The organism is Megasphaera sp. AM44-1BH (assembly GCF_003467125.1).
In the GTDB taxonomy this organism is placed as follows: domain Bacteria; phylum Bacillota; class Negativicutes; order Veillonellales; family Megasphaeraceae; genus Megasphaera.
This window is the reverse complement of record NZ_QSFA01000002.1, coordinates 197495-220056: the sequence shown is the minus strand read 5'-3', so window position 1 is coordinate 220056 and position 22562 is coordinate 197495. Positions and strand designations below refer to the sequence as shown.

The window sequence follows — 22562 nt, the reverse complement described above, 5'->3', positions numbered from 1 at the left end:
AAAGGGTGTATTGTTCATGTTGGATTTACGGGTACTCAATTATTTCCTCACCGTCGCCCGCGAAGAAAGTATCACCCATGCTGCCGAAGCTCTGCACCTATCCCAGCCGACGCTGTCGCGGCAGCTGCGCGACATGGAAAATATGCTGGGAAAAGAACTGATGATCCGCGGCCCCCGGCGCATTACGCTCACCGAAGAAGGCTTATTCCTGAAAAAGCGGGCTGAAGAAATCCTCTCCCTGGCCAGTCATACAGAAGAGGAACTGCGCAGCGACGATACGGAACTGAATGGCAATATCCGCATCGGCTCGGCCGAAGCCGACAATGTCCGCTTCATCATGCAGACAGCCCATAAGCTGCAAAGCCGCTATAAGAACCTCCATTTCCACGTTACCAGCGGCGATGGTCAAGCCATCATGGAAGCCCTGGACAAAGGCCTCATCGACGTCGCCGTCATCTACGGCCATGTCGATACGGAAAAATATGAGGTCCTGTCCTGCCCATACACTGACCACTGGGGCCTCCTCCTGCAGCGCAGCCATCCGCTGGCAGCCAGGGAAGTAATCCATCCGCAAGACTTATGGACGGAAAACCTCATCCTGTCCCAGCAGGTATTACAAGCCAACAGCCACGGTAACAAATTGCAGACATGGATAAAAAAGCCCTTTGCCGAACTGCACATCCAGGCGACTTACAATCTGGCCTATAATGCGTCCCTCATGGTCCGCGAAGGGCTGGGGTCCTGCATCATGCTGGAAAAAATCATCAACGTGCCGCCCCATGACCCGGCGCTCTGCTTCCGCCTCCTGGACCCGTTGTTGGAAGATACCTTGTTCATCGTATGGAAACGATTCCAATTATTTTCCAAAGGGACCCAGCAATTCATCCATCTCCTGAAGGAAGAGGCGGAAAAAATAAGCCCGCCGTAAAACCTCAATGTTCAATGTTTTTGATGAAGTGAGCCGGTACGCCGCCGACGACGGTATATGGCGGGACGTCCCGGTTCACGACGGCACCAGCTGCGACGATGGCATAACGGCCGACAGTGACACCAGCCGTTATGGTCGCATTGGCCCCGATCCAGGCGCCTTCTTCCAGGACGATCCGGCCGGGCATGAGCTCACTCCGTTTATCCGGGTCAGGATGATGATTGAGCGTAGCCAGGACGACATTATGGCCGATGAGGACATTATCACCGATGAAAATGCCGCCCTGGTCCTGGAACTTGCAGCCGCTATTGAAGAAGACATGCTTGCCAATATGGATATTCTTGCCAAAATCCGTATAAAACGGCGGAAAAAAGGCAAAGGTATCATCGACAGGACGGCCGATGAGCCGTGAAAAAAGTTGGCGCATCTCTTCCGGTTCGTGGTACTGTGTATTGATTTCCATAGTAATCTTCTGGGCCTGCCGGCTGTAAAATCGCATCGTTTCGATTTCGCCTGCTGTCGTGCCAATGACCGGCTCCCGGTCCCAGCGCTTCAAGGCCTGCGATAAAGATAGCATATAAAGGCTCCTTTCTGATATTTTTACCTTTATTTCAAGGCATCGTCAAAAAATTGGACCAAATCGGCAAAAGGAATCTTATCCATCTGGTCATATAAATCGGTGTGCGTAGCCCCGGGAACGACGATTTCCCGTTTCGGCGCCTTCAATTTGGCATAGGCCGCATCGGCAAAGTATTTCGAGTGAGCTTTCTCACCAGTAATGAGCAGGACCGGGCGCGGACTGATTTCGTCAATGTGTTCCATGAGAGAGAAGTTGAAGAACCCATAAGGCGTCGTCGAATCCCAGGCCAGTGTATTGGAATTGATGGAACGCGGATGATAGGCCCGGCCTACATAGTAATCATAGAAGCCTTTGACGACATCATTGGCATCGTCAGGCAGCTTGTCCGGGAACATCGTGTCATGAGAAACGACATGTCCCTGGGCGTCGACGGCCAGTTCATGCGAACCCGGGATAGGCTGACCTTCTTTTGCTTCTTTATCCCGCATAACGGCCAAATGTTCCTTCACTTTTTCCCGCTGTTCCGGCGTATAGTAATCTCCCTGATAGTGATTGCGGATACTGTCGGACATATCATACATCGCTGAAGTCGCGACGGCTTTGATGCGCGTGTCATTGGCAGCCGCCGTCAAGGCCATACCGGACAGGCCGCAGATGCCGATAGCCCCTACTTTATCGGGATTGACGAATTTCAAATTGCTGATGAAATCGACAGCGGCACTATAATCTTCTACAAAGATATCAGGCGAAGCCATATTACGGCGCGTTCCCCCGCTTTCCCCAGTCATGGACGGATCAAAGGCGACAGCAACATATCCGTGTTTCGCCATTTCCTGGGCATATAAGCCGGAAGATTGTTCTTTGACAGCGCCGAAAGGCCCTGAAACGACGACGGCCTTATATTGCTTCTGGGCATTGAAGTTTTTCGGCAAATAAAGGTGGCCAGCGACGTCAAAACCATAACGGTTCTGAAAGCGGACATTCTTCGCTTCAATCTTGGGGTCAACTTTGAATACCCGTGTATCATTCGTTAATTCGCTGATGGAAGACTGTTTCATCTGCGATTCCGCCTGCAAAACCGCTGCCTGCGTCGCCGCATATGCGGCACCCGTGCCGAATCCAGAAAAAGTAAAGGTACTGACAACCAAAGCAGCCGCTACTAATAAGGCTTTCTGATGTTTTTTCATGTTATATACTCCTTTTTCAACGCTCTTGAATCTCTATCTATTGCTTGATTACAGTATACTTGGTTATCCATTAAATAACAAATACCTATGTACTTCATTAATCAATGCTTTTTCCCTATACTTATTTGAATAAAAAAAGAGAGCAGTCGCATTAAGCCAAAAATGGTTTAATGCGACAGCCTTCTCCTTTTTCTATCAACGATTCAGGCTCTGGACCCACTGCTGGACCGTACTTTCCGACACATTGGACGGGAAGCGTTTGCCTTCCAGCCAGTTGCCCGTATCAGCCATCTGCTGCAGCTGTCTGCCGCTGTCGCCGAGGTCGGAGCTGGCCGACGTGGCAAAGGGGATGACCATCTTACCACTGAAGTCATTGTGTTTGACGAAAGTATCTACCGGCCAGGCAGCGATCCCCCACCAGATAGGATATCCGATGAAGACCGTATCGTAGCCTTCCCAGTTGTCTGCCTTATCCTTGACCAGAGGGATGTCGCGCAGGCTGGCATCATCGTGTTCGCGATAGACGCGGCTCTCCCGGTTATTATAGTCCAAATCTGCTTCCGTATAGTCTTGGACCGGCTTCAATTCCATGACGTCGCCGTTGGTCGCTTTGGCAATGTAATTGGCTACATTCTTGGTATGTCCGCCGGCCGAAAAGTAAACGACCAGCGTCTTGCCATTGCCCTTGGCCGGAGCCTGGGCCGCCGCATCCGTCTTTTTTGAGGCGCTGGAAGACGCATCGGCACCGTTCGTATTGCCACAGGCAGCCAGGCCCAGGACCATGAGACTGCTCAGGGCAAGCATTAAAATTTTCTTCATCATCTGCTTTTTACCTCCTGATTATTTCAAATAGAGACATTTACTCCCCATATACTTCTTTGGCATAGCCAAAGGCAGCCCAGGCTTTGGGCCAGCCACTGTAAAAGGCGAGCTGCGTAATGATTTCCGCCATATCGTCCTTGGTGACGCCATTTTTCTTTGCTGTTTCCATATGATATTTCAAGGAACTATCGGTAATGCCCTGGGCGATGAGGGCCGATACGGTAACAATGCTCCGTTCCCTGAGGGGCAGGACATCGTTCTTGCTCCACACTTCACCGAAAAGAATGTCATCATTATAGCGGGCAAAATCGGGAGCAAAGGTCCCCAGCTGCTGCCGGCCTGCAGTCTGTACAATCTTGACGGCTTTTTTCGCTTGATTATCAGTCGTATTCATAGCATATGCATCTCCTGTTCCCAAAAAACCGATTCCCGCCAGGACCATGAGCCCGGCCGCTAAGAAGTGCTTACGGAAGGGCATCATAATCGGCCTCCGCTACGGCTTCGCACCATTCTGTACCCGTATCGCTCCCATCGACTTCAATAGCCAGATGCTGGAAGGCACTATCCTTAGCCGCACCGTGCCAATGCTTGACGTTGGCCGGAATGTGCACGACATCACCGGCGTGGAGTTCCTGTGCCGTTTTTCCCCATTCCTGATACCAGCCGCGGCCGGCCGTGACTAAGAGCATCTGTCCGCCGCCCTGACTGGCATGATGGATGTGCCAGTGGTTGCGGCAGGCCGGTTCAAAAGTAACATTACCTACAACGACCTGTTTCAAAGACAGCATATTCAAATAACTCGTGCCGTCAAAATACTGGGCATAATTGACATTTTCTCCACCCATAGCAAAGGGACTTGTTTTTTTGATTTCTTCAATAGTCATTTTCGTTGGTCTCCTCTTTTTCGCAATACATATAATACATAGTCCAACCGGTCCAGCTGAATCTGCTTATCGTGGATTGAATCGAGCAGATAGCGCCGATGACGCTGAAGAGATTGCAGCTGCTGCTCTCTCGTCTGTGTCCGGTATTGCTCGATGAAATCGCGGGAACAACCTGTATCAGCCAGACTTTCCCACATATCTGAAGCCATATCTGTGCCTCCTTTTCTATCATTCCCTACGCTTTTATCTTAGCAGTCGGCAATTGAAATGTAAAACGCTTATATTTTATTTCTGGACATACGTAAAAAGCATTGCCAAATGGACAGACCTGCCGTATACTAAACGAAAGAGAAAGGAGAGTGTTGCTATGGAACTACGGACCTTACATTATTTTCTGGCTGTGGCCAGAGAGGAAAACATGACCGGCGCCGCCAATATGCTGCATATTACCCAGCCCACATTATCCCGGCAGATGGCCGATCTGGAAGAAGAACTGGGCAAGCAGTTGTTCGTCCGGACCAACCGCAGCACCCATCTGACGGAAGAAGGAATCCACCTCCGGCAGCGGGCCGAAGAAATCCTGTCCCTTGTCCGTCAGACCGAAGCGGAAATCAGCAATGACCAGCTGGAACTGACCGGCTGTATCCGCATTGGCGCCGGAGAAACACCGGTCATCCATTTCTTGACCGATGCCTTTGCCAGGCTGCACCATCAGCATCCCGGTATCACGTGCGAACTCTTTACGGGAAATGCCGATACGGTGGAAGAACGACTAGTCCATGGACTCATCGACTTTGCCCTGTTCATCGAGCCGTTCAATCCGGAAAAATACGAATACATTCGTCTGCCTGAAACCAATACGGTCGGAATCATTACCCGCAGTGACAGCCCGTGGGCTGATCTTCCGGCTATTACCCCGGACATCTTGAAAGATATTCCCCTGCTCACGTCTTCACGGACGGCAACAGCCGCCTTTGATGTCCGTGCCTGGTCCGGGGGACAGGTGACAACGGAAGACCTGCAGATTGTCGGACGGTTCGACCTCATTGCCAATGCGGCCCAGCTTATCCGGACAGGCATTACCAGTGCCATCGGAATCAACGAGCTCTTCCAGCTCCATACACCGGATCTGGCCTTTGTTCCCCTGGAGCCGGCCATCTCCTTTTCCTGTCTCATTGCCTGGAAAAAATATCAACTTCTCACCAAGCCGTGCGAAACCTTTATCCGGCTGCTGAAAGAAAGCTGTTCTCCTGCAGGCACAGAGAATACATGACGTCATGAATATGATATAATAAAACAAATACGACAAGGAGAAGATAGCTATGATGATAAAAAAACTGATTACCTTTGAAGACCTGGGATTTGTCCAGTGGGGCGTGCTGGATGCCGAAGAAACAGGAGTATACAGCGCCATCGCTCTGGAAGAAGCGTTCTTTACTCCCCTTCCGGAAACATTGGCAGAATTTGTCCAGCAGGGAAATGAAGGCCTGCTGGCTCTAGCCGATGCTCTCGAACAGAATGAAAAGACCCAGGCTGTAAAAGCCAGACCGTTGGAAACGATTCACATTCTGGCACCTCTGCCGCATCTTACAAAAAATATCTTCTGTGTCGGCGAAAACTATGCCGAACACATCGAAGAATTCCACAAGAAAAAGCTCGATTCCCTGCCAAAATATCCTCAGTTTTTCACTAAAGCCCCGACCTGCGTCATCGGCCCGGAAGATACCATCGATTCCCATCCGCAGGTAACGAAAGAACTGGATTATGAAGGAGAACTGGCCGTCATTATCGGCACCAGCGGCAAGGATATCCCTGTCAGTGAAGCCATGAACCACGTCTACGGATTCACCATCATGAATGATGTAACTGCCCGTGACCTGCAGCGCAACCACGGCCAGTGGTTCCATGGCAAAAGTCTCGATACCTTTGCCCCCATGGGCCCCTGTATCCTGCTGCGCGATGCGGCCCCCGATGCCTTTACTATCGTGACCAAAGTCAATGACGAAGTCCGTCAGGATGCCTCGACGGAAGAATTCATCTTCCCCATCCCGTCGCTCATATCCACCCTCTCCCAGGGCACGACACTCCAGCCCGGCGATATCATTTCGACGGGCACGCCATCGGGCGTCGGTGCCGGCTTCAAACCGCCCCGCTATATCCATTCCGGCGATACGGTAGAAATTTCCATCTCTTCCATCGGTACATTGAAAAATACGGTTAAGTAAGGAATAGTTTGTCGTTTGCAGTATAGAGAAAAAGCGGTTTGCCATGTTATACTTTTCTGAATTATATGGGAATTCAGAATAAAAGGCCACCGCTAAAAAAACCAGTCATAACGCGATTTTTCGCGCTATGGCTGGTTTCTTTTTTGCCTGTTCTATTTTCGTTATGCAGACACGTACGGTTTACCCATTCAGGCGGGACAGGATTTCCTGAATCTGTTTCTTCATTTCCTGGTTTTCTTTTTCCAGTGCATCGATTCGCTTATCCTTGGCTGCATCATTTGCTTTGATAGCCGAGATTTCTTCAGCCTGATCATGGATAGTCTGTGCCATTTCGGCCTTGCTGACACCGTTGTATGCGGAGCCTTTTCCCAGTTTGAAGGAGACTCCGGCATTGAAGCCCGGGTCGCCGTTGCCAAGGGAAATACCCATGTTGACCATGGTGTTGGCATTTGGCTGGTAGAAAGCACCGATAGCAGCAGCATTAGCGTTATGGTAATGGCCGTAGCCTACAGCGAAGCTGGCTTTATCAGCTGGATCGAAATCAAGCGGATGGAGGGCTGCCAAAGCATTGCTGCCGGCTGCCGCTCTGTTAATATTCGTATCCAGACGGCTGTAAGCATTGTTCATATCGCGGTAAATCTGCTGTGTATTAGCACTGGTAATACCGTTGACATAGCCGACATTTGCCGCACTGGTCAGATCTTTGCCCTCTGTCACGATGCCGGTGATGACGCGGCCTGTAGTATTGCCATCCTTGTCCTTACCACTGACATCAATCTTCGTGGCCGTGCTGTTGCCACCAATCTGGATAGTGTCACCTTTAGTATTCGTGTGGATGAGGTCACTCGTCGTCTTGAGGCCCGAATCCAGAGCAGACAGGTTCTGGCCGACCGTATTACCACTTCTGATGTAAGAGCCGTCCTTATCGACATGGACTTCGTTGTAGAGCGTGCCGCCGGAAATCAAACCCGTATCGCCGGAAGCGACCTTGCCGTCTTTGGCAGAAATCGTATAGGTCTTGTTGCCGGTCGTTTCATCCGTTTTTGCATCAATCGTAATATGGTCGTCGCCAGCCTTGACCTGTACTGCATCCTGCGACAGTTTCTTGATGACTGTCTGACCATCTTTCGTGATATTATCCAGAGACGTATTCGCCTTGCCATCCAATTGGGTATTCATATCACCCGTTACTTTACTGATAGCCTGGCTGACAGCATCACCGGAAACAGCACGATTTTCACCGGCTTTGACTTCGCCCCTAGCAATCTTTTCAGAGAAACTATCAGCTTCTTCATCAGTCAGATTAGAGCCATCTCTATTGGCTTTGGTATCTACTGCTTTGAAAACAGTATCCCCAGTTACAAGGCCCTTGTTTCCAGATACCACCTCGCCGTTGCCGAGCTTTTCCTGCCACTTTGTCACGTTATCAGGGGTGAGATTCGAAGCATCCACATTGGCTTTGTTTGCCAAATCCGCACTCGTCTGATTTTTGACATCCTGCAAAGCACTATAGACCGTACCGCCATTGACGATTCCCGTATTATTTTCAGCTACCTGACCGTCAACTGTCACATCCACCTTGTAGGTGTCGACGCCATTCACATCCCGGTGGGATACGCTCGTGTGGCTGCCGTCTTCCATCCCGATTGAACCTTTGGCCAGTTTCTTGATGACAGTTTCCCCGGCAGAAGAAATATTGGACAGGTTTTTCAGGTTGGAAATATCTCCGGTGTTTGTGCCTACCTGTGCATCGAGACTGCCCAGGTTCTGGCCTGTCGTCTTGGTGTCAGAAACGTAGTTCAGCGTCTTTCCTTCGGCTGCGACCGGTTTGTTGTACGCATAGACCGTCTTGCCTGTTACCAGCTGACCGTTATCAGCTGCGATGCTGCCCGTACCTATAGCTGCACCCCAGGCGTTTTCATTGACTGTCTTATCTTCATCCGTGACAGCTGTGCCATCTGCTTTATGATTCAGGTTCTTCCCGATATTGGAGGCATCCACATTGGCCTTGTTTGCCAAATCCGCACTCGTCTGATTTTTGACATCCTGCAAAGCACTATAGACCGTACCGCCATTGACGATTCCCGTATTATTTTCAGCTACCTGACCATCAACTGTCACATCCACCTTATAGGTTTCAACCCCATTCACATCCCTATGGGATACGCTCGTGTGGCTGCCGTCTTCCATTCCGATTGAACCTTTGGCCAGGTTCTTGATGACGGTCTGACCTGCTTCGGTGATATTCGACAGGTTCTTCAGGTTCGTGATGTTTTCTGTATTGTTCGAGATGTTCGTCGTATTCGTACCAATATTATCGGCATTCGTCTTGATCTGTGTATCCAGAGCAGTCAGGTTCTGGCCTGTCGTCATGGTGTCAGAAATATAGTTCAGTGTCTTTCCTTCGGCTGCGACCGGTTTGTTGTACGCATAGACCGTCTTGCCTGTTACCAGCTGACCGTTATCAGCTGCGATGCTGCCCGTACCTATAGCTGCACCCCAGGCGTTTTCATTGACTGTCTTATCTTCATCCGTGACAGCTGTGCCATCTGCTTTATGATTCAGGTTCTTCCCGATGTTATCTGCATTCACATTAGCCTTCATGCCGTTCAGTTTCTTCAACTGTGCGACGTTGACGGCATCGGTTTCCTCTTTACCAGCAGCCACGCCAGTAATCTGACGAGTTTCATCTGCTGTACCAACGGATACAGCCGCCTTCTTGGACGTCCATGCAGCTGTAGTATCTGCTGTTGCACCAGTGGGATCATACCCGGCAACACCGGCTGCTGTCGTTGCTTCAGAACCGCTGCCAATAGCCACGCCACCTTCTTTGGTCACTTTTGCATTATGGCCGATGGAGACCACGTCAGAAACGGTCGTAGTATCCACATTATCAGCGGAACCCACAATAATATTGTTCTTTGTATTCGTCAGGGTGTGATTATCCCCAAAGACGATATTGGACTTGTTCGTATCGGTGCTGTCCCCGGTTACGGTATTGTGAGCCCCGATCAGGTAGTCATTCTTCCCGTTGGTCAGGGTGGTGTAGAACCCTTCCACATAGTTCAGCTGAGAAGATTTATCCGCATCATAGGCATCGCCGCTGCCGGTAACGGTGTTTCCAACGCCGGTGACCTGGGTCATATAGGCATTTTCAACAGAGTTGCCGCCGCCCATGACCATGACCTGACCGCCACTCCCAGGAACGGCTTCCTTCAGTGCAGCTGTCATATCTCCTGACAAATTCAAGTTGCTGATAGTCCGATAGGAGTCCTTGACTGTGTTGCCTGCACCCAGGATGATGGCCGCGTTGGAATCCGTGGTCACATTCGCCTGCCCGATGAGGCTGTTGGCGACGCCGCTGTAGGGCTTTGTTGTGTCCATATTCCTGTTGATATTGACCGTACCAAGGGACAGCGCTGCCGCTCCGCGGAAATCAGTGCCTGATACAGTTCCCTTATTGTAAATACCGGAATAGGAACCGGCTACCGTAGAAGCCAAGCCATCCGCATGGGTGATAAAGCCGGCGGCCAGGCTGGCTCTGCCACTTGCTCCGTCATTTTTTTCATTGGTGTAGACATTAAGGCCAAAGGTAGGAGCATTCGTACTGTTGACAGAGTAGTACTTGATATTGTGGGTCGAATCGTTCAGGGTATCCGCATTGGCTTTTACCTGGGTGTCAAGAGCAGTCAGGTTCTGGCCTGTCGTTTTATCTGCAGAAACATAGTTTAGCGTCTTGCCAGATTCTGCAACCGGAGCGTTGTAGGTGTAGACCGTGCCACCGGTAACCAGCTGCTGAGAACCGTTGTCGGCAGCGTTTGTTGCTTTGGAATCAGCAATCTTGCCCGTGCCGATAGCTGTGCCCCAGAGGTTTTCATTCGCTTTTTGAGCCGCTGTGGATGCATCTGTATCCTCAACGGAATTGCCGTTTTTGTCCGTCGTATAAACCTTGATGTTGCTACCGATATTGCCCGCATCTTTCTGGGCATACTGCTTCAGCTGTTTCACCACTACCACATCATGGTCATCCTGGCCCTCAGCCACTTTGACCAGACGGTTGTAGTAGGAATCTGTATAAGTAGTAGCTGTTACAGCTTCCGGAGCCTGGGTATAGTCATTGGTCGTAAGATCTGCATTGGTCTTGCCGTCGGTCCGCTGTTTCCAGGTTACTGTATATCCGGATACATCACCAGCGTCATGGCCAAAAGAGATTGTCCCGGATTCATCGGTTGTAGCCTGATAGCCGACAGCCGTGCCATTTTCCGTGGTTACCACAGCCTGGCGGCCGGCAGCCAATGAATAATCTGCCTTATCACCTGTAGAACCACCTGCTATACCGACTGAATAGCTGCCATTGACACTGCTGTTATAACCAGTAGTATAATCTTTACCATAACCGCCAACAGACGTTGCCCCAGTTCCTAATGCATAATTGAAAGTACCACCAACAGCAGTTGAATTCTGGCCATTAGCGACATTCATGATACCACCACTTGCTGTTGAGGTAATTCCCGAAGCTGTATTATCGCGTCCGCCGAATACGGCAGACTGATTTCCGCTTGCCTTATTATTGTCGCCGCCAACAACGGTGGAATTGGCTCCGGAAGCAACATTATCCAATCCACCGACAACAACGCTGTTATCGTTGGAAGCCAGGGCATTTTGAGCCCCCACGATTACAGAAGATGCAGTTGCTGCGCCGTATTTCTTATCAGCCTTTCTTTCCTTGATGGAACCGCCCAGAATGAGGCCTGTAGCATCGGTATCAGCATACGCTGAGTCCCCCGAGCTCAGGTTGTGCTTGACACTGATGGTATTATTTTTTGTCTTATCAACATCAATACCCCAACCGGCATTGACAGATAAAGCATCCGTCAAATCCGTTTTCTGCTGCTGAAGGGCATTATAGACCGTGCCGCCAGTGACGAGCTGTCCAGACCCGTTGCTATCTTTGTCCTTTGCATTAGGATCCACCACCTTGCCGGTACCGATTGCGCTGCCCCAAGCATCTTCACTAGCTTTCTGTGCAGCCGTTTTCTTTGTTTCTGCCTCAGCGCTTGTATCTTCAATGGGGTTGTTGTTTTTATCAAACTTTATGTTTCCATTTTCATCCGTCTGATAGACTTTGATCTTACTGCCCACATCAGAAGCATTTTTCAGCTGTTCCATGACAACAGCATCATGGTCTTCAATGCCATCTGCTGCTTTGACAAGGCGGTTGTAGTAGGCAGAATCATATTCCTTTTTTTCAATCGTTGCTATTGGCTGGCTATAGTCATTCCATGTGCCATCAGCATTCATTAAAGACTTATAACTTTTTTCATCAATTTCTTCGCCGTATTCAGTGTAATAATGGCCATCTTTGACTGTGGCCTTCTGCTTCCATGTATAGGTAGTTGTACCATAGTACGTATCACCTTTATCATGACCAAAAGCCACTGTCTGTGCTTCATCAGCCGTTGCCTGATAACCAACAGCAGTAGCAAAATGATCAAGAATCTTAAAGGTAGGATTGTCAGGGTCCCCACTGCCCACAAGAAGTCCTGGGTGTGTACCACCTGCTTCTAAGATTTTGTTATAATCTTCTTCAGAAATGGGCGTACTCGTAACACCTGTGTCAGTTACAGTAGACTGATACCCTGCAGCTAAAGTTAAGGGAGCATTCATTCCAGTCGAACCGCCAAGGATTCCCACTGAGGCAACACCATTAACACTTCCCTTAGTACCGCCTAAAGCAGTGGCATTGGCTCCTGTCACAATATTGGCTTCACCACCAACAACAGCACTTCCTAAGCCTGCTGCTTCATTACCTAAGCCACCACTAACAACTGCTTCCGATCCAGCTTTATTGGAACCACCACCTAAAATGGCGGAATATGTACCATAAGCAGAATTTGCCACGCCGCCATAGACGGATGCAAACTCATCAGTTGCCTTATTCCCATATCCGCCCCAGATGGACGCATATGTTCCGCTGGCTTCATTTAATGCACCACCACCAACGGTTGTCCACATATTGGACGCCTTGTTCTGCGCTCCGGCAAAAATCGATGCATATGTTCCACTGGCTTTATTATCAAAGCCGCCATAGACGGATGCAAAACTACCAGAAGCTACATTAGAACTACCACCGCTGGATACAGCTGCTTCATCGGATGCTGTATTTCCAGAGCCACCAATAACAACGCTCGCTTTTCCTGAAGCAGTATTTGCACCGCCACCAACAGTTACCGCATAATCACCGGTAGCACCATAATGCAAATCCACGTCTGTTCCTGGTGCTCCATCCACAACTGTACCGAGAACTAATCCTGTCTTGCTGACATCCAGATGTACATGCCCTGTCGTATCCAAATTCGTTCCCAGGTTGCGATCTACACTGATGGCGTTTTTCACTGTGGTCTCAGTTCCATTGGCATCTTTCTTCGTGTAGTCGCCAATCTTAATGCCCCAGCCTTCATTGTAGACACCTGCTTTCTCAGACATTTTTTTCAGCTGCCCAATAGTAGCTACATCAGAATCAGCGGCACCGTCAGCGACATTGGTGATGCGGCGTTGTAGCTGTTTTTCCTTATTGCCTACGGATACATAGGACGTTGCAGTCTTTCCTGTTAAATAGGATTTCGCTTTGTCACTGGTATCGGCACTGAGATCCGTAGTTGCCTCAGAGTACGCACCAATGGCGATGTTGCCATCTTTTGAATGAGCACCGTAGCCTAAAGCGACAGAAGCGCCGTCAATCGTCGGATTTTTCTCTATTTCATAAATGCCGTTCTTCTTATCTTCATCCGTGTTTCCTGTCATTGTTACTGCAGTGTCAGTCTTCTTTGTATTCTCTGCTGTTGCATTGGAACCAATTGCAATGGAGCCCCAGCCTGTTGCATCAGACTGGAAACCAACAGAAGTCACATAGTTATTACTCGAGCCCTTTGGTACATTACTAGCTTTATCATCATACCCGCTATGTTCGCCGATGAATACACTGCCCCTTGACTGACCTGCATTGCGATTGCCGATGGTAACGGTCTGCATTCCTGCCTGTGCATATAAGCCTGCTGCAACTGAACCTGTTTCCTTGGCTCCAGCTCCTTCATTGTTCGGCAGATTCTTCCGTGGGAGATGTCCAATCAAAGCGTCACGATATGTCTGCTGTTCCCACTTCTTTGCTTTCGCATCCCAATACCAGTAGTAATCATTGGCTCCTATAAAATCGTTATTATGCGCATCCGCATCCGCCTGCGCCACTGGCATCCCTGCAAACGAAAAAGCGCCTAACGCCAGCAGCACTGCTGCCGTCAATGCTGTTTTATTTCTTGCCGTATGACTACCTGCCGTTTTGCAGTGACTTTTAGCCAATTCTGAAACGACAACGTAACAATGTTTTGTTTTGCTGTAGATGACTTTAAATATTTTGTTCATGAAATTACGCATCCTTTGTTTGTAACGATTTTATAACACGCACAGGTATTCTATAGTTTTTTATTGTACCTCCTCTCATTTATTGCATTTTTATACGTATTATACAATTTTAAGGCTAAGGAATTATAGCACGTATCTTATATAATGAAAAGGCTTCATTTAGCCATTTTGCTTTCGTTTACAGCTGTCATTACATCGTTTTGTTACGATATATTTATTCATTTTATGATAAATAATCTATATGTCGTATGCACAACATATTAATAAAATATTGCATAAAAAATTTATAAAAAAAAGAGCATTTTATGAAATTGCCTGATGGAAAATTTCATAAAATGCTCTTTTTCCCTGTATATTATGGTATTATAGTGGTTTCTAAGCTGAATGTTTAACTATAATATGGTATTATTGTGGTATTATTAATTTAATGGCTATCATACATCGCACCACCCGCTTACAAAAGTCACGATTTCTTCGTCTCGTCCTTGGCTGTAATATCGAAGGGAATCCGTTGTTCCCGTACGGATTTCATAATGAAAATATTAATCGCTGTTGACATACTCATCCCTGTAGAACTACAAAACTGTTCAAATTCTTTCTTCAAATTCTCATCCAAACGGATGCAAATCGTCGTCTGTGCCATTGTATACACTCCTATTTCTTACTAACACGCTGTTTAATCATTACACTTTGTTTCTTTATTAAGCCTTCCATGGTGCGCTATGCCATTTTCTGGTCCTGGTCTAACATTCAAACCCGTTCGTTATTTTCCGATACTGGCGATATCATCACCAAAGTGTAAAGTCCCCCCCCAATGGACAATTTTTGACCGGTTCAGGTATAACTTCATTATATGGATTCACGTAATTCCCAATAATTCATCGCCAAATAACTTCTTGTTACTTATCAATAAATAAAGTAACAACTGATTCTATATCTCTATCATATACCAAATATCAGTATTTGTCACAAATTTATTGACTTTTTCTATATCTTATTTGCATTATTTATATTTTTTATATTATGTTTTTCTTGAATGGACAGTATGGTAACAATGATAATATAGACAGCACAAATTGAAAAAAGAGATTGTCCTTCGAAGACAATCTCTTTTACTCTTTACGTATGAATGGTTCAATTTTTAGTGAAATCTTAAAACCTCAAATTTTTCTACTGCAGCTCAGACCTCTATCAGATTTTGCTGAGCGCCTGGTCCATATCGGCAATGATATCGTCAGCATGTTCTATGCCAATGGAGAAGCGGATCATGCTGGCAGAGATACCGCATTTCTTCAGTTCTTCCGGCGGATAGGCCCGATGGCTGGTCTTGACCGGATAGGACAGCGTCGTCGAGAAGCTGGCCAGGCTCGGTACGAATTTGATGTACTGGCAGGCGGCAATAAAATCTTCCGCCCCTTTGGCACCACCGGCAATGTCAGCACTCACCATGCCGCCGCACATGGCATCGGTAAACTGGGAAATGGCCCGGTCATGATACGGCGAACTTTCAAGGCCCGCATAATATACTTTTTCCACCTTGGGATGCTGTTCCAGGAACTGAGCCACTTTCAGGGCATTTTCACTGTGCTGGCGGACACGCAGTTCCAGAGTGCGCATGCTGCGCGTCAGGAGGAACGAATCAAAGGGGCTCAGGAGGTCACCGTATAACGTAGCATATTTCTGAATATTGGCAATATCTGCTGCACCAGCGCAGACGGCACCGCCCGTAAAATCACTATGTCCGCCCAGGTACTTGGTAGCACTGTAGACGACGATATCGGCACCCAGTTCCAGTGGCCGGCAGACGACCGGTGTGGCAAAGGTATTATCTACGACGAGCTTGCACCCATGCGCATGAGCGGCAGCTGCCGCTTTGCGGATATCCGTGACTTCCATGAGCGGATTGGCTATCGTTTCCGTATAGACAAGCTTCGTATTTGGTTTGATATGGGCTTCTATATCTTCTGTATCAAAATCGACAAAATCAACGGTTACACCCCACCTCGGCAGTTCATTGGCAAAATAATCGTAGACACCGCCATACAGGACCGGGGACGATACGATATGATCGCCGCTTTTTACATTGCTCATGATAGTCGTAATAATAGCTGCCATGCCGGCACTGAAGACGATAGCCCCATCGGAGCCTTCAGCAGCCCGCAGTACATCCTGAGCCGCATCAAGGCCCGGATTTGCCATGCGGCTGTACACATAGCCGGATTTTTTGCCTTCATAAACGCTGTCCAGCGTAGGCACATCGTCGAAGCTGAAGACGCTGCTCATATAAATAGGAATGACTTTCGGAACCGATACCGATTCCGCTATTTCCTTGGCCAGTTCATGTTCCCCCGCCCGGCACAACTCAGTGGTAAGATGACTCGTACTCATGACTATTCCCCCTCATCAGGCATCATATAATAGATAAAGTCGATGAGACAGCACTGCATATTTTTAGGTATCCAATAAGTCTGTCCATCATACATTCATTGACCTGCCTATGCGGTTATAGTATCATAAAACGAGTTACTTTTCTAATAAGAAATATTTTATCAGTAATAGGTGTCCCCTATTACACGAAGAGGTGCAACCATGCGTCTGCAACAGTTGTTATACGTAAAAGAAATCGCCCGCTGCCGTTCCATGAACCAGGCAGCCGTCCATCTGTACATATCCCAGCCCAGTCTGTCCGAAGCCATACGGGACCTGGAAAAGGAATTTGGCATTACTATCTTTGAGCGTTCCCGCCGCGGTGTCAGCCTGACGGCAGAAGGCATCGAATTTTTACAGCTGGCAGATAAAGTCATTGCCGATGCCGACGAACTGCGCAACCATTATCTCATAAAGAACGATGTGACACGGCTCCACCTGCAGATATCCTGTCAGCACTATGCCTTTGTCATCGATGCCTTCATCCATTTTCTCCGCACCTTTCAGCAGGAACGCTACACTATTTCCCTGAAAGAAACGGAAACCATCACGGCACTGGAAGATGTATACCTGAAAAAGAGCGCCTTCAGTATCGTCGCCATCACCGGGGAAAACAGCCATTACATCCACCAGGTACTGGACAAATGGGGCCTTTCGTTCCACGTATTATGCCCTGTCATTCCCCATGTGTTCATGAATATCCATCATCCCCTGGCCCGGCGCCAGTCTGTGACGCTGGACGACATACGGCCCTATCCCCTGATCCAGTATGCCCAGTCCGCAGCCACAAGATACGCCGACGAAGAACTGGTCACGCTGGATGATCATGACAAAATCATCTATTCGTACGACAGGGGGACGACCAATAATCTCCTGGCCAGTACGGATTGCCTGAACATCGGCACAGGCTACCTCATCCCGGCAGTCATGCCATCTGCCATCACCGCCATTCCCCTGTCAGGCCTCACCGTACAGGCTCAGATTGGCTATGTACAGCTCCATGCACAGCCATCCAATGAAATTATCGACGCCCTCATACAGGGCATCCAGGAATCACTGAGGACCTACGATCCGGGCAGATAATGCTACTGTCATTCCTCCAGTAATTTTTCTAATTTCATCTGACAGTCCTTCAGGTCTTCCATTTGTCGTCTGACTGTTTCCCCATGAGTCGTCTCATTCTGTTTCATACGGTGAAGCAGCATTTCCGACTGGGAAGTGAAGAAATAAAAGATATACGTGAGAAAAAAATAGGCCGTACATGATGTCACTTCATGCACGGCTTTTTGAGGTTGTCTGAAGACCTTATCCTTTTATTTTTAATCCGTCATGAAAGGCCTGTCCTACGACAGGACCAATCAGACGATAGGTCATGGTAGAAATGTCAAAGATGATGGGCTGCAGTTTGTCATAATCGATTTTGCCGTCAGTCAGGACCGATTCATCAGCCTGCTGGGCTACGATTCTGCCCACGAGGATGCCCGTGTTATCATCATAGCTGGTGCATTCACATTCCAGTGTGACCGGAAATTCTTCGATAATCGGAGCATTGACATGAAGGCTTTTGTGGACGTGGCAGCCTGCTTTTTCTATCTTATTTACCTTATTACCCGTTTCTACACCGAAATAATCGGCAATGTCCACCGTATCTTTCGTAGCAAAGGCTACAGTAAAGGCCTTCGTGTGCCTGATGTTTTCCGTTGTCTTGTGCTTTGCCAGAAAGAGCGTGATTTCGCCATAATCCGACTGGGCACCCCAGGCTGCATTCATAGCATTAGGTACGCCATTTTCATCATATGTCCCGATGATAAATACACCTTCCGGCGCGATGCACGCCTTCTTCCCTTCAAATTCTACGTTCATTCGATATACCTCCTCATCAGTTATTCTTTACTTAGTATACACCATCCTATCCCCCGACTGGAAGACGGACCTTTGCCCGTATGAGATCATCTGGATTCACAATTTTTGTTTTATTGCATTTTTACAAATTCCGACATACACCAGACAAAAGCCTTAGCACACCGCTGACCTGTATGCTGGAAATGATTTCCTTTGTTCCATTCTAATGTGGTCTGGATACGGGGCAGCATTTCCAGATGGGCATGCAACTGACGGATACGGTCCCCTACAGTGGCCATGACAGGGTTCCGCGTTCGTTCTTCTCTATCACCCAGGCTCAGGTATACGGCTTTCGTCATTGGCTGCTGCTGACTGGCATATTCCAGCCAGCCAGGGAACCAGACGGAAGGGGAAGCAGCGGCGACCGCCGAAAAGGTATCAGTCTGCCAGGCACTCCACAAAGAAAAGAGAGCTGCCAGAGAATAGCCGCCTAATATGACAGGCACTTCATCAGACAAGTGAAATTGTATCCGGACAGCAGGCAGAAGCTCCTTTTCTACAAAATGCAGAGTTCCTGCCGCACCGTGCCCGAAGTCATCCGGGCCAAAAACAGCCGGATTATCCCAGGGAGATAATTCCTCGTTCCAGTCCGTTACAGGAAATGCCACAAACACGAAGGGAGATGGAGAGGCTCCGGCAATAGCGGTAACCTGCTCATCCAGTACTTCCCGGTCGTGGTCATCGACAGGCTGGACCAGTATATACGCCGGCTTACCTGTCAAATACAGGAGGCAGTCTCTCCCGTCAATAGAATATGTGGTTTTGTCCAAGAAATTCACCTTCCTTATCGTGTTTATGCTATTCCAGGTTATGGTATGGAAACGTAAGCAAAATAGGACAGTAGTTATTTTATCTGTCCTGGTTGTTTGTAGCTATTTCTCATGTTATAATGAGTACAAATTCCACAACATGAGGTGATTAGTTTGAAAAGGAAACACTTTGCATCCATTTTAGCCGTCGCGGTTATGTTAACCAGTTTTAGCATGACGGGAACGATTGAAGGCGCCAGCCGGGCTGAGCTGGCAGCCATCCACGTCAATAAATCGGGAAATTTTCAGTACTGGAACCGCGATTCCGCCGCTAAGGAAAAACTGGTATCGTATGTAAAGGATGTAACCAATCCAAAGAGTTCCAATTTCATTCCTGTGGAACACCGCCTGGCCGTCTTCGATATGGATGGGACTCTTTTAGGTGAACGGACACCGTCCTACACAGATGGCGTCTTTTATGCGGACCGGGTCCTTCACGATCCCGACTGCAAGGTATCGGCTGAAGACAAACAGTTTGCCAGGGACTATTGGGATGCCATTTCCCAGCGCAAACCCGTTCCGCCGGAAATCGACAATAATTTATACAACAAATTATACGCCGGGCTGGCCGGAATGACACCGCAATCTCTGGACGCCTATGCACAGGGATTCATGAAAAAGCCGGTCATCGGCCTGACCAACCTGACCTATGGCGAAGCATTTTATATGCCCATGGTGGAAGTCATTTCCTATCTGCAGTCCAATGACTTTACGTGTTACATCGTCTCTGCTTCGGACCGTCCCCTCGTCCGTGCCCTGACCCGTGACGTCATCCATATTGCGCCAAACAACATCATCGGTTCCGATCCACAGATTGTCGCTTCTCATCAGGGAGATACAGCCGGCGGTTCGTACCAGATGACATACGATGACACCATTCAGTATGGTACACTGGACCGGGTCAATGAAAAGATGAATAAAGTATCCTCTATCGTCCGTGAAATCGGAATCCAGCCTGTACTGGCCTTTGGTAACAGCAGTGGCGATTATTCTATGTTCCGCTATACCTTAAAGGATAATCCCTATAAAGCTGAAGTCTTCAATGTGCTCTGCGATGATACACAACGTGAATACGGTCGTCCTGAACGGGCGGAACGGGATAAGAAGACATCCGACGAAAACGGCTGGAATACTATTTCCATGAAAAATGACTGGAAAACTATTTATGGCGAAAATGTAAAGAAAACAAAATAATAGCCTTTCAAAGTAAGAGAAACTGGCACAGGACATGCTCTACATGCTCCATGCCAGTTTTTTTATGCTCCCGGCAGATCCAATCAGAACATAGTATTGTTATTTTCTGCTTTTTCCGGGATATCCTGGATGACATCCCAGTGTTCCACGATTTTCCCATCTTTGACACGGAAAATATCGACTGCCGCCTGTCCCCGGTCTGATGCATTCAGCGTAATATGGTTATGGATGAATACAAGATCTCCGTCGGCACCGATATGCTTGATTTCCGCTTTGCTTTCAGGAAATTCTTTCAGGAAACCGTTGATACCATCTTCAAAAGCCTGACGCCCGTCGCGGAAGCCGGGGCTGTGCTGAATATATCCCGGTGCTGTCAGACTGTCTATGACAGATGTATTGTGCTTATTGAATACTTCATTCCAGAAATATTCGACCATCTGTTTGTTATTCTTGAACGCCGGCATCTTATCCGCAGCAAAGACAGGGCCGGCAGACATAGCTGTAACCAGGCTCAGCCCCAGTATCAGGGTCATCATTTTCTTCATATTTCTCATCTTCACAAACGTTCCTCCTCACTCATGTTTCTTCATCTCGTCCTGCATCTCTATAAATAAATTTTCCAGAGTGACTTCCTGCATCTGTTGCAACAGCAGTTGTTTCCATGCAGTAAGATGCTTGTCCAGCACTCCTTTGATTGATTTTCCAACAGGACAGTTCGTATTCGGGTGCTCATGCATATGGAACAGTTCTCCTGTAGAATCCTCTACGGCTTCAAAGATATCCCTCACAGTGATATCTCCAGGCGCTTTTTTAAGGCAGGCACCGCCAGTCCCTCTGCGAATCTCGATGAACCCGGCTTTCTTCAGGAGTTGCAGCGTCTTGCGTATATTGACTGCATTGACACCGGTCGTATCAGCAAGGACTTCAGAGGTTACTTTCTCTTCTTTTTCATATTCTTCCAGATACAGCAGGATATGGATGGCCACGGTCATACGGCTGGAAAATTTCAACAGGATCACCTTTTTTGTCTTTGTTGTTGTTCGAACGGCTACATCGTAGCATACTTTCGTTGTATTGTAAAGAGCAACAACGAAAGTATATAAGTAACAGATTTTATTATGAGACTATTTTCAAAGAAACGTCAGGAGGACAAAATAGCCAGGCACATCATTTCATGTACTCTGACCGGAAATTTTCAATAGTGTCTAAACTGATTTTAGCCCCTCCGCAGGCTTCCACAACGATATGATGGAAATCACGGAGAATAGGGACATCATCATATACCAGTGAAAGAGAGGCCCCGCAGGCAGGTTCGATGAGCGTACGGAACTCATCAGCAAAGTGTACACAGGCCCGGGCTGCGGCTGCATCAGATACGGTATAAGAAATGACCTTATAATGTAAAGCATAGTCCAGTGCCTGGGCAGCAACCCGTTTGGCACCAAGACTTGTCGCCAGAGTATGAATTCCATCAAGTGTTACCAGATGACCTGCCTGACAGGATACGTGGAGAGAAGCCGCACCTTCTGTCTCTACAGCAATCACGGTTGTATCCGTCCAGCCATGACGCAAAAGTCCTTCCATAACACCGCAAAACAAACCACCGCCACCAACAGAAAGGATAATGCAATCCGGCCGGGTCTGACATTGTTCTGCTAATTCATCGACAATCGTTGAATGTCCTTTCCATAAAAGGGGATGATCAAAAGGAGGAATATAGGCACCATGGACACGTTCTGCCAGTTGTCTGGCATACTCATCAGCTTCATCCCAGACAGAGCCATAGACAATAGCTTCAGCCCCTTCCTGTCGTAATCTGCCTATGGTCTCTGCATCTGTCGTATCCGGAACAACAACAGTAACAGGAATCCCTGATTTACGCCCCGCATACGCAGCGGATAGTCCAGCATTTCCTCCTGAGGACGATACAAGCCGGGATGCCCCATCATGAATCATCTGAGAACAAAGAACATCCATGCCACGCAACTTAAACGAGCCTGATGGCTGCCATGCATCCATTTTGACTTGAACCTGCCTTTGAGAATTATTTAAAGAAAGCATATCAACTAATGGTGTTTTAACGTATAAACTCATACTGATCCTCCTGTAAAAAATACCAAAAAGTAAAAATAGATACCACACCGTTTGGACATACCCCCGGTGATTGCGATATAATAATTAATAT

19 protein-coding genes are annotated in these 22562 nt (G+C 48.1%); 5 read left to right on the top strand and 14 right to left on the bottom strand.

All coding sequences use genetic code 11. The annotated features are described in order from the left end of the window. Positions 1–16 precede the first annotated feature (16 nt). A complete protein-coding gene (locus DW949_RS03210) occupies positions 17–928 on the top strand; it encodes a LysR family transcriptional regulator (protein WP_118021833.1) in 912 nt (303 codons plus the stop codon). 4 nt (positions 929–932) lie between these two features. Here the strand turns inward: DW949_RS03210 and DW949_RS03205 are convergent, their stop codons facing one another. From DW949_RS03205 to DW949_RS03180, 6 genes are all read right to left on the bottom strand, one after another. Continuing rightward, complete coding sequence (locus DW949_RS03205; RefSeq protein ID WP_118021832.1) at positions 933–1505, bottom strand: DapH/DapD/GlmU-related protein; 573 nt, start codon at positions 1503–1505, stop codon at positions 933–935. Between the two features lie 29 nt (positions 1506–1534). Beyond that, the gene (locus DW949_RS03200; protein WP_118021831.1) at positions 1535–2695 is read right to left on the bottom strand and encodes an alpha/beta hydrolase; all 1161 of its coding nucleotides are present in this window, start codon (positions 2693–2695) and stop codon (positions 1535–1537) included. 195 nt (positions 2696–2890) lie between these two features. Continuing rightward, on the bottom strand, positions 2891–3517 hold the full coding sequence (locus tag DW949_RS03195; protein ID WP_118021830.1) for a flavodoxin: 627 nt from the start codon (positions 3515–3517) through the stop codon (positions 2891–2893). A 37-nt stretch (positions 3518–3554) separates the two neighbouring features. Beyond that, positions 3555–3998 (bottom strand): carboxymuconolactone decarboxylase family protein, encoded by a 444-nt coding sequence (locus DW949_RS03190; protein ID WP_118021829.1) that lies wholly within the window; start codon positions 3996–3998, stop codon positions 3555–3557. After that, positions 3982–4401: a cupin domain-containing protein gene (locus DW949_RS03185; protein ID WP_118021828.1), complete on the bottom strand. Its 420-nt coding sequence runs from the start codon at positions 4399–4401 to the stop codon at positions 3982–3984. Before DW949_RS03185 ends, DW949_RS03190 begins: the two co-directional genes overlap by 17 nt. Then, positions 4398–4610, bottom strand: a complete 213-nt coding sequence (locus tag DW949_RS03180) for a hypothetical protein (RefSeq protein ID WP_118021827.1) — start codon at positions 4608–4610, stop codon at positions 4398–4400. Before DW949_RS03180 ends, DW949_RS03185 begins: the two co-directional genes overlap by 4 nt. A gap of 158 nt (positions 4611–4768) precedes the next feature. On the opposite strand from DW949_RS03180, the gene DW949_RS03175 reads away from it, so the two are divergent. Together DW949_RS03175 and DW949_RS03170 are read left to right on the top strand one after the other, a co-directional pair. Further along, the gene (locus DW949_RS03175) at positions 4769–5674 is read left to right on the top strand and encodes a LysR family transcriptional regulator (RefSeq protein WP_118021826.1); all 906 of its coding nucleotides are present in this window, start codon (positions 4769–4771) and stop codon (positions 5672–5674) included. 49 nt (positions 5675–5723) lie between these two features. Continuing rightward, complete coding sequence (locus DW949_RS03170) at positions 5724–6626, top strand: fumarylacetoacetate hydrolase family protein (RefSeq protein WP_118021825.1); 903 nt, start codon at positions 5724–5726, stop codon at positions 6624–6626. A 180-nt stretch (positions 6627–6806) separates the two neighbouring features. Here the strand turns inward: DW949_RS03170 and DW949_RS03165 are convergent, their stop codons facing one another. The 3 genes from DW949_RS03165 to DW949_RS03155 all read right to left on the bottom strand — a co-directional run bounded on the left by DW949_RS03165 (position 6807) and on the right by DW949_RS03155 (position 16433). After that, the gene (locus DW949_RS03165; RefSeq protein WP_158570626.1) at positions 6807–14045 is read right to left on the bottom strand and encodes an ESPR-type extended signal peptide-containing protein; all 7239 of its coding nucleotides are present in this window, start codon (positions 14043–14045) and stop codon (positions 6807–6809) included. A 463-nt stretch (positions 14046–14508) separates the two neighbouring features. Next, positions 14509–14688 (bottom strand): type II toxin-antitoxin system RelB/DinJ family antitoxin, encoded by a 180-nt coding sequence (locus DW949_RS03160; RefSeq protein WP_075582262.1) that lies wholly within the window; start codon positions 14686–14688, stop codon positions 14509–14511. 548 nt (positions 14689–15236) lie between these two features. Then, positions 15237–16433: a PLP-dependent aspartate aminotransferase family protein gene (locus tag DW949_RS03155; RefSeq protein WP_118021823.1), complete on the bottom strand. Its 1197-nt coding sequence runs from the start codon at positions 16431–16433 to the stop codon at positions 15237–15239. Positions 16434–16634: 201 nt separating this feature from the next. Between DW949_RS03155 and DW949_RS03150 the strand changes: the two genes are divergently transcribed. After that, positions 16635–17555 carry a LysR family transcriptional regulator gene (locus tag DW949_RS03150; RefSeq protein WP_118021822.1) on the top strand — a complete coding sequence of 307 codons (921 nt, stop codon included), beginning with the start codon at positions 16635–16637 and terminating at the stop codon, positions 17553–17555. A 222-nt stretch (positions 17556–17777) separates the two neighbouring features. Here DW949_RS03150 and DW949_RS03140 read toward each other — a convergent pair whose 3' ends face one another. Both DW949_RS03140 and DW949_RS03135 read right to left on the bottom strand, forming a co-directional pair. Next, positions 17778–18335 (bottom strand): flavin reductase family protein, encoded by a 558-nt coding sequence (locus tag DW949_RS03140; protein ID WP_118021820.1) that lies wholly within the window; start codon positions 18333–18335, stop codon positions 17778–17780. Positions 18336–18445: 110 nt separating this feature from the next. Beyond that, on the bottom strand, positions 18446–19144 hold the full coding sequence (locus tag DW949_RS03135) for an alpha/beta hydrolase-fold protein (protein WP_233539471.1): 699 nt from the start codon (positions 19142–19144) through the stop codon (positions 18446–18448). Between the two features lie 195 nt (positions 19145–19339). Between DW949_RS03135 and DW949_RS03130 the strand changes: the two genes are divergently transcribed. Further along, the gene (locus tag DW949_RS03130) at positions 19340–20377 is read left to right on the top strand and encodes an HAD family hydrolase (protein ID WP_118021902.1); all 1038 of its coding nucleotides are present in this window, start codon (positions 19340–19342) and stop codon (positions 20375–20377) included. 83 nt (positions 20378–20460) lie between these two features. Here DW949_RS03130 and DW949_RS03125 read toward each other — a convergent pair whose 3' ends face one another. The 3 genes from DW949_RS03125 to DW949_RS03115 form a co-directional block, all read right to left on the bottom strand. Further along, on the bottom strand, positions 20461–20931 hold the full coding sequence (locus DW949_RS03125) for a nuclear transport factor 2 family protein (RefSeq protein ID WP_233539477.1): 471 nt from the start codon (positions 20929–20931) through the stop codon (positions 20461–20463). An 18-nt stretch (positions 20932–20949) separates the two neighbouring features. Continuing rightward, positions 20950–21387 carry an Rrf2 family transcriptional regulator gene (locus DW949_RS03120; protein WP_118021819.1) on the bottom strand — a complete coding sequence of 146 codons (438 nt, stop codon included), beginning with the start codon at positions 21385–21387 and terminating at the stop codon, positions 20950–20952. Between the two features lie 157 nt (positions 21388–21544). Further along, positions 21545–22471: a pyridoxal-phosphate dependent enzyme gene (locus DW949_RS03115; RefSeq protein WP_118021818.1), complete on the bottom strand. Its 927-nt coding sequence runs from the start codon at positions 22469–22471 to the stop codon at positions 21545–21547. Between the last annotated feature and the right edge of the window lie 91 nt (positions 22472–22562).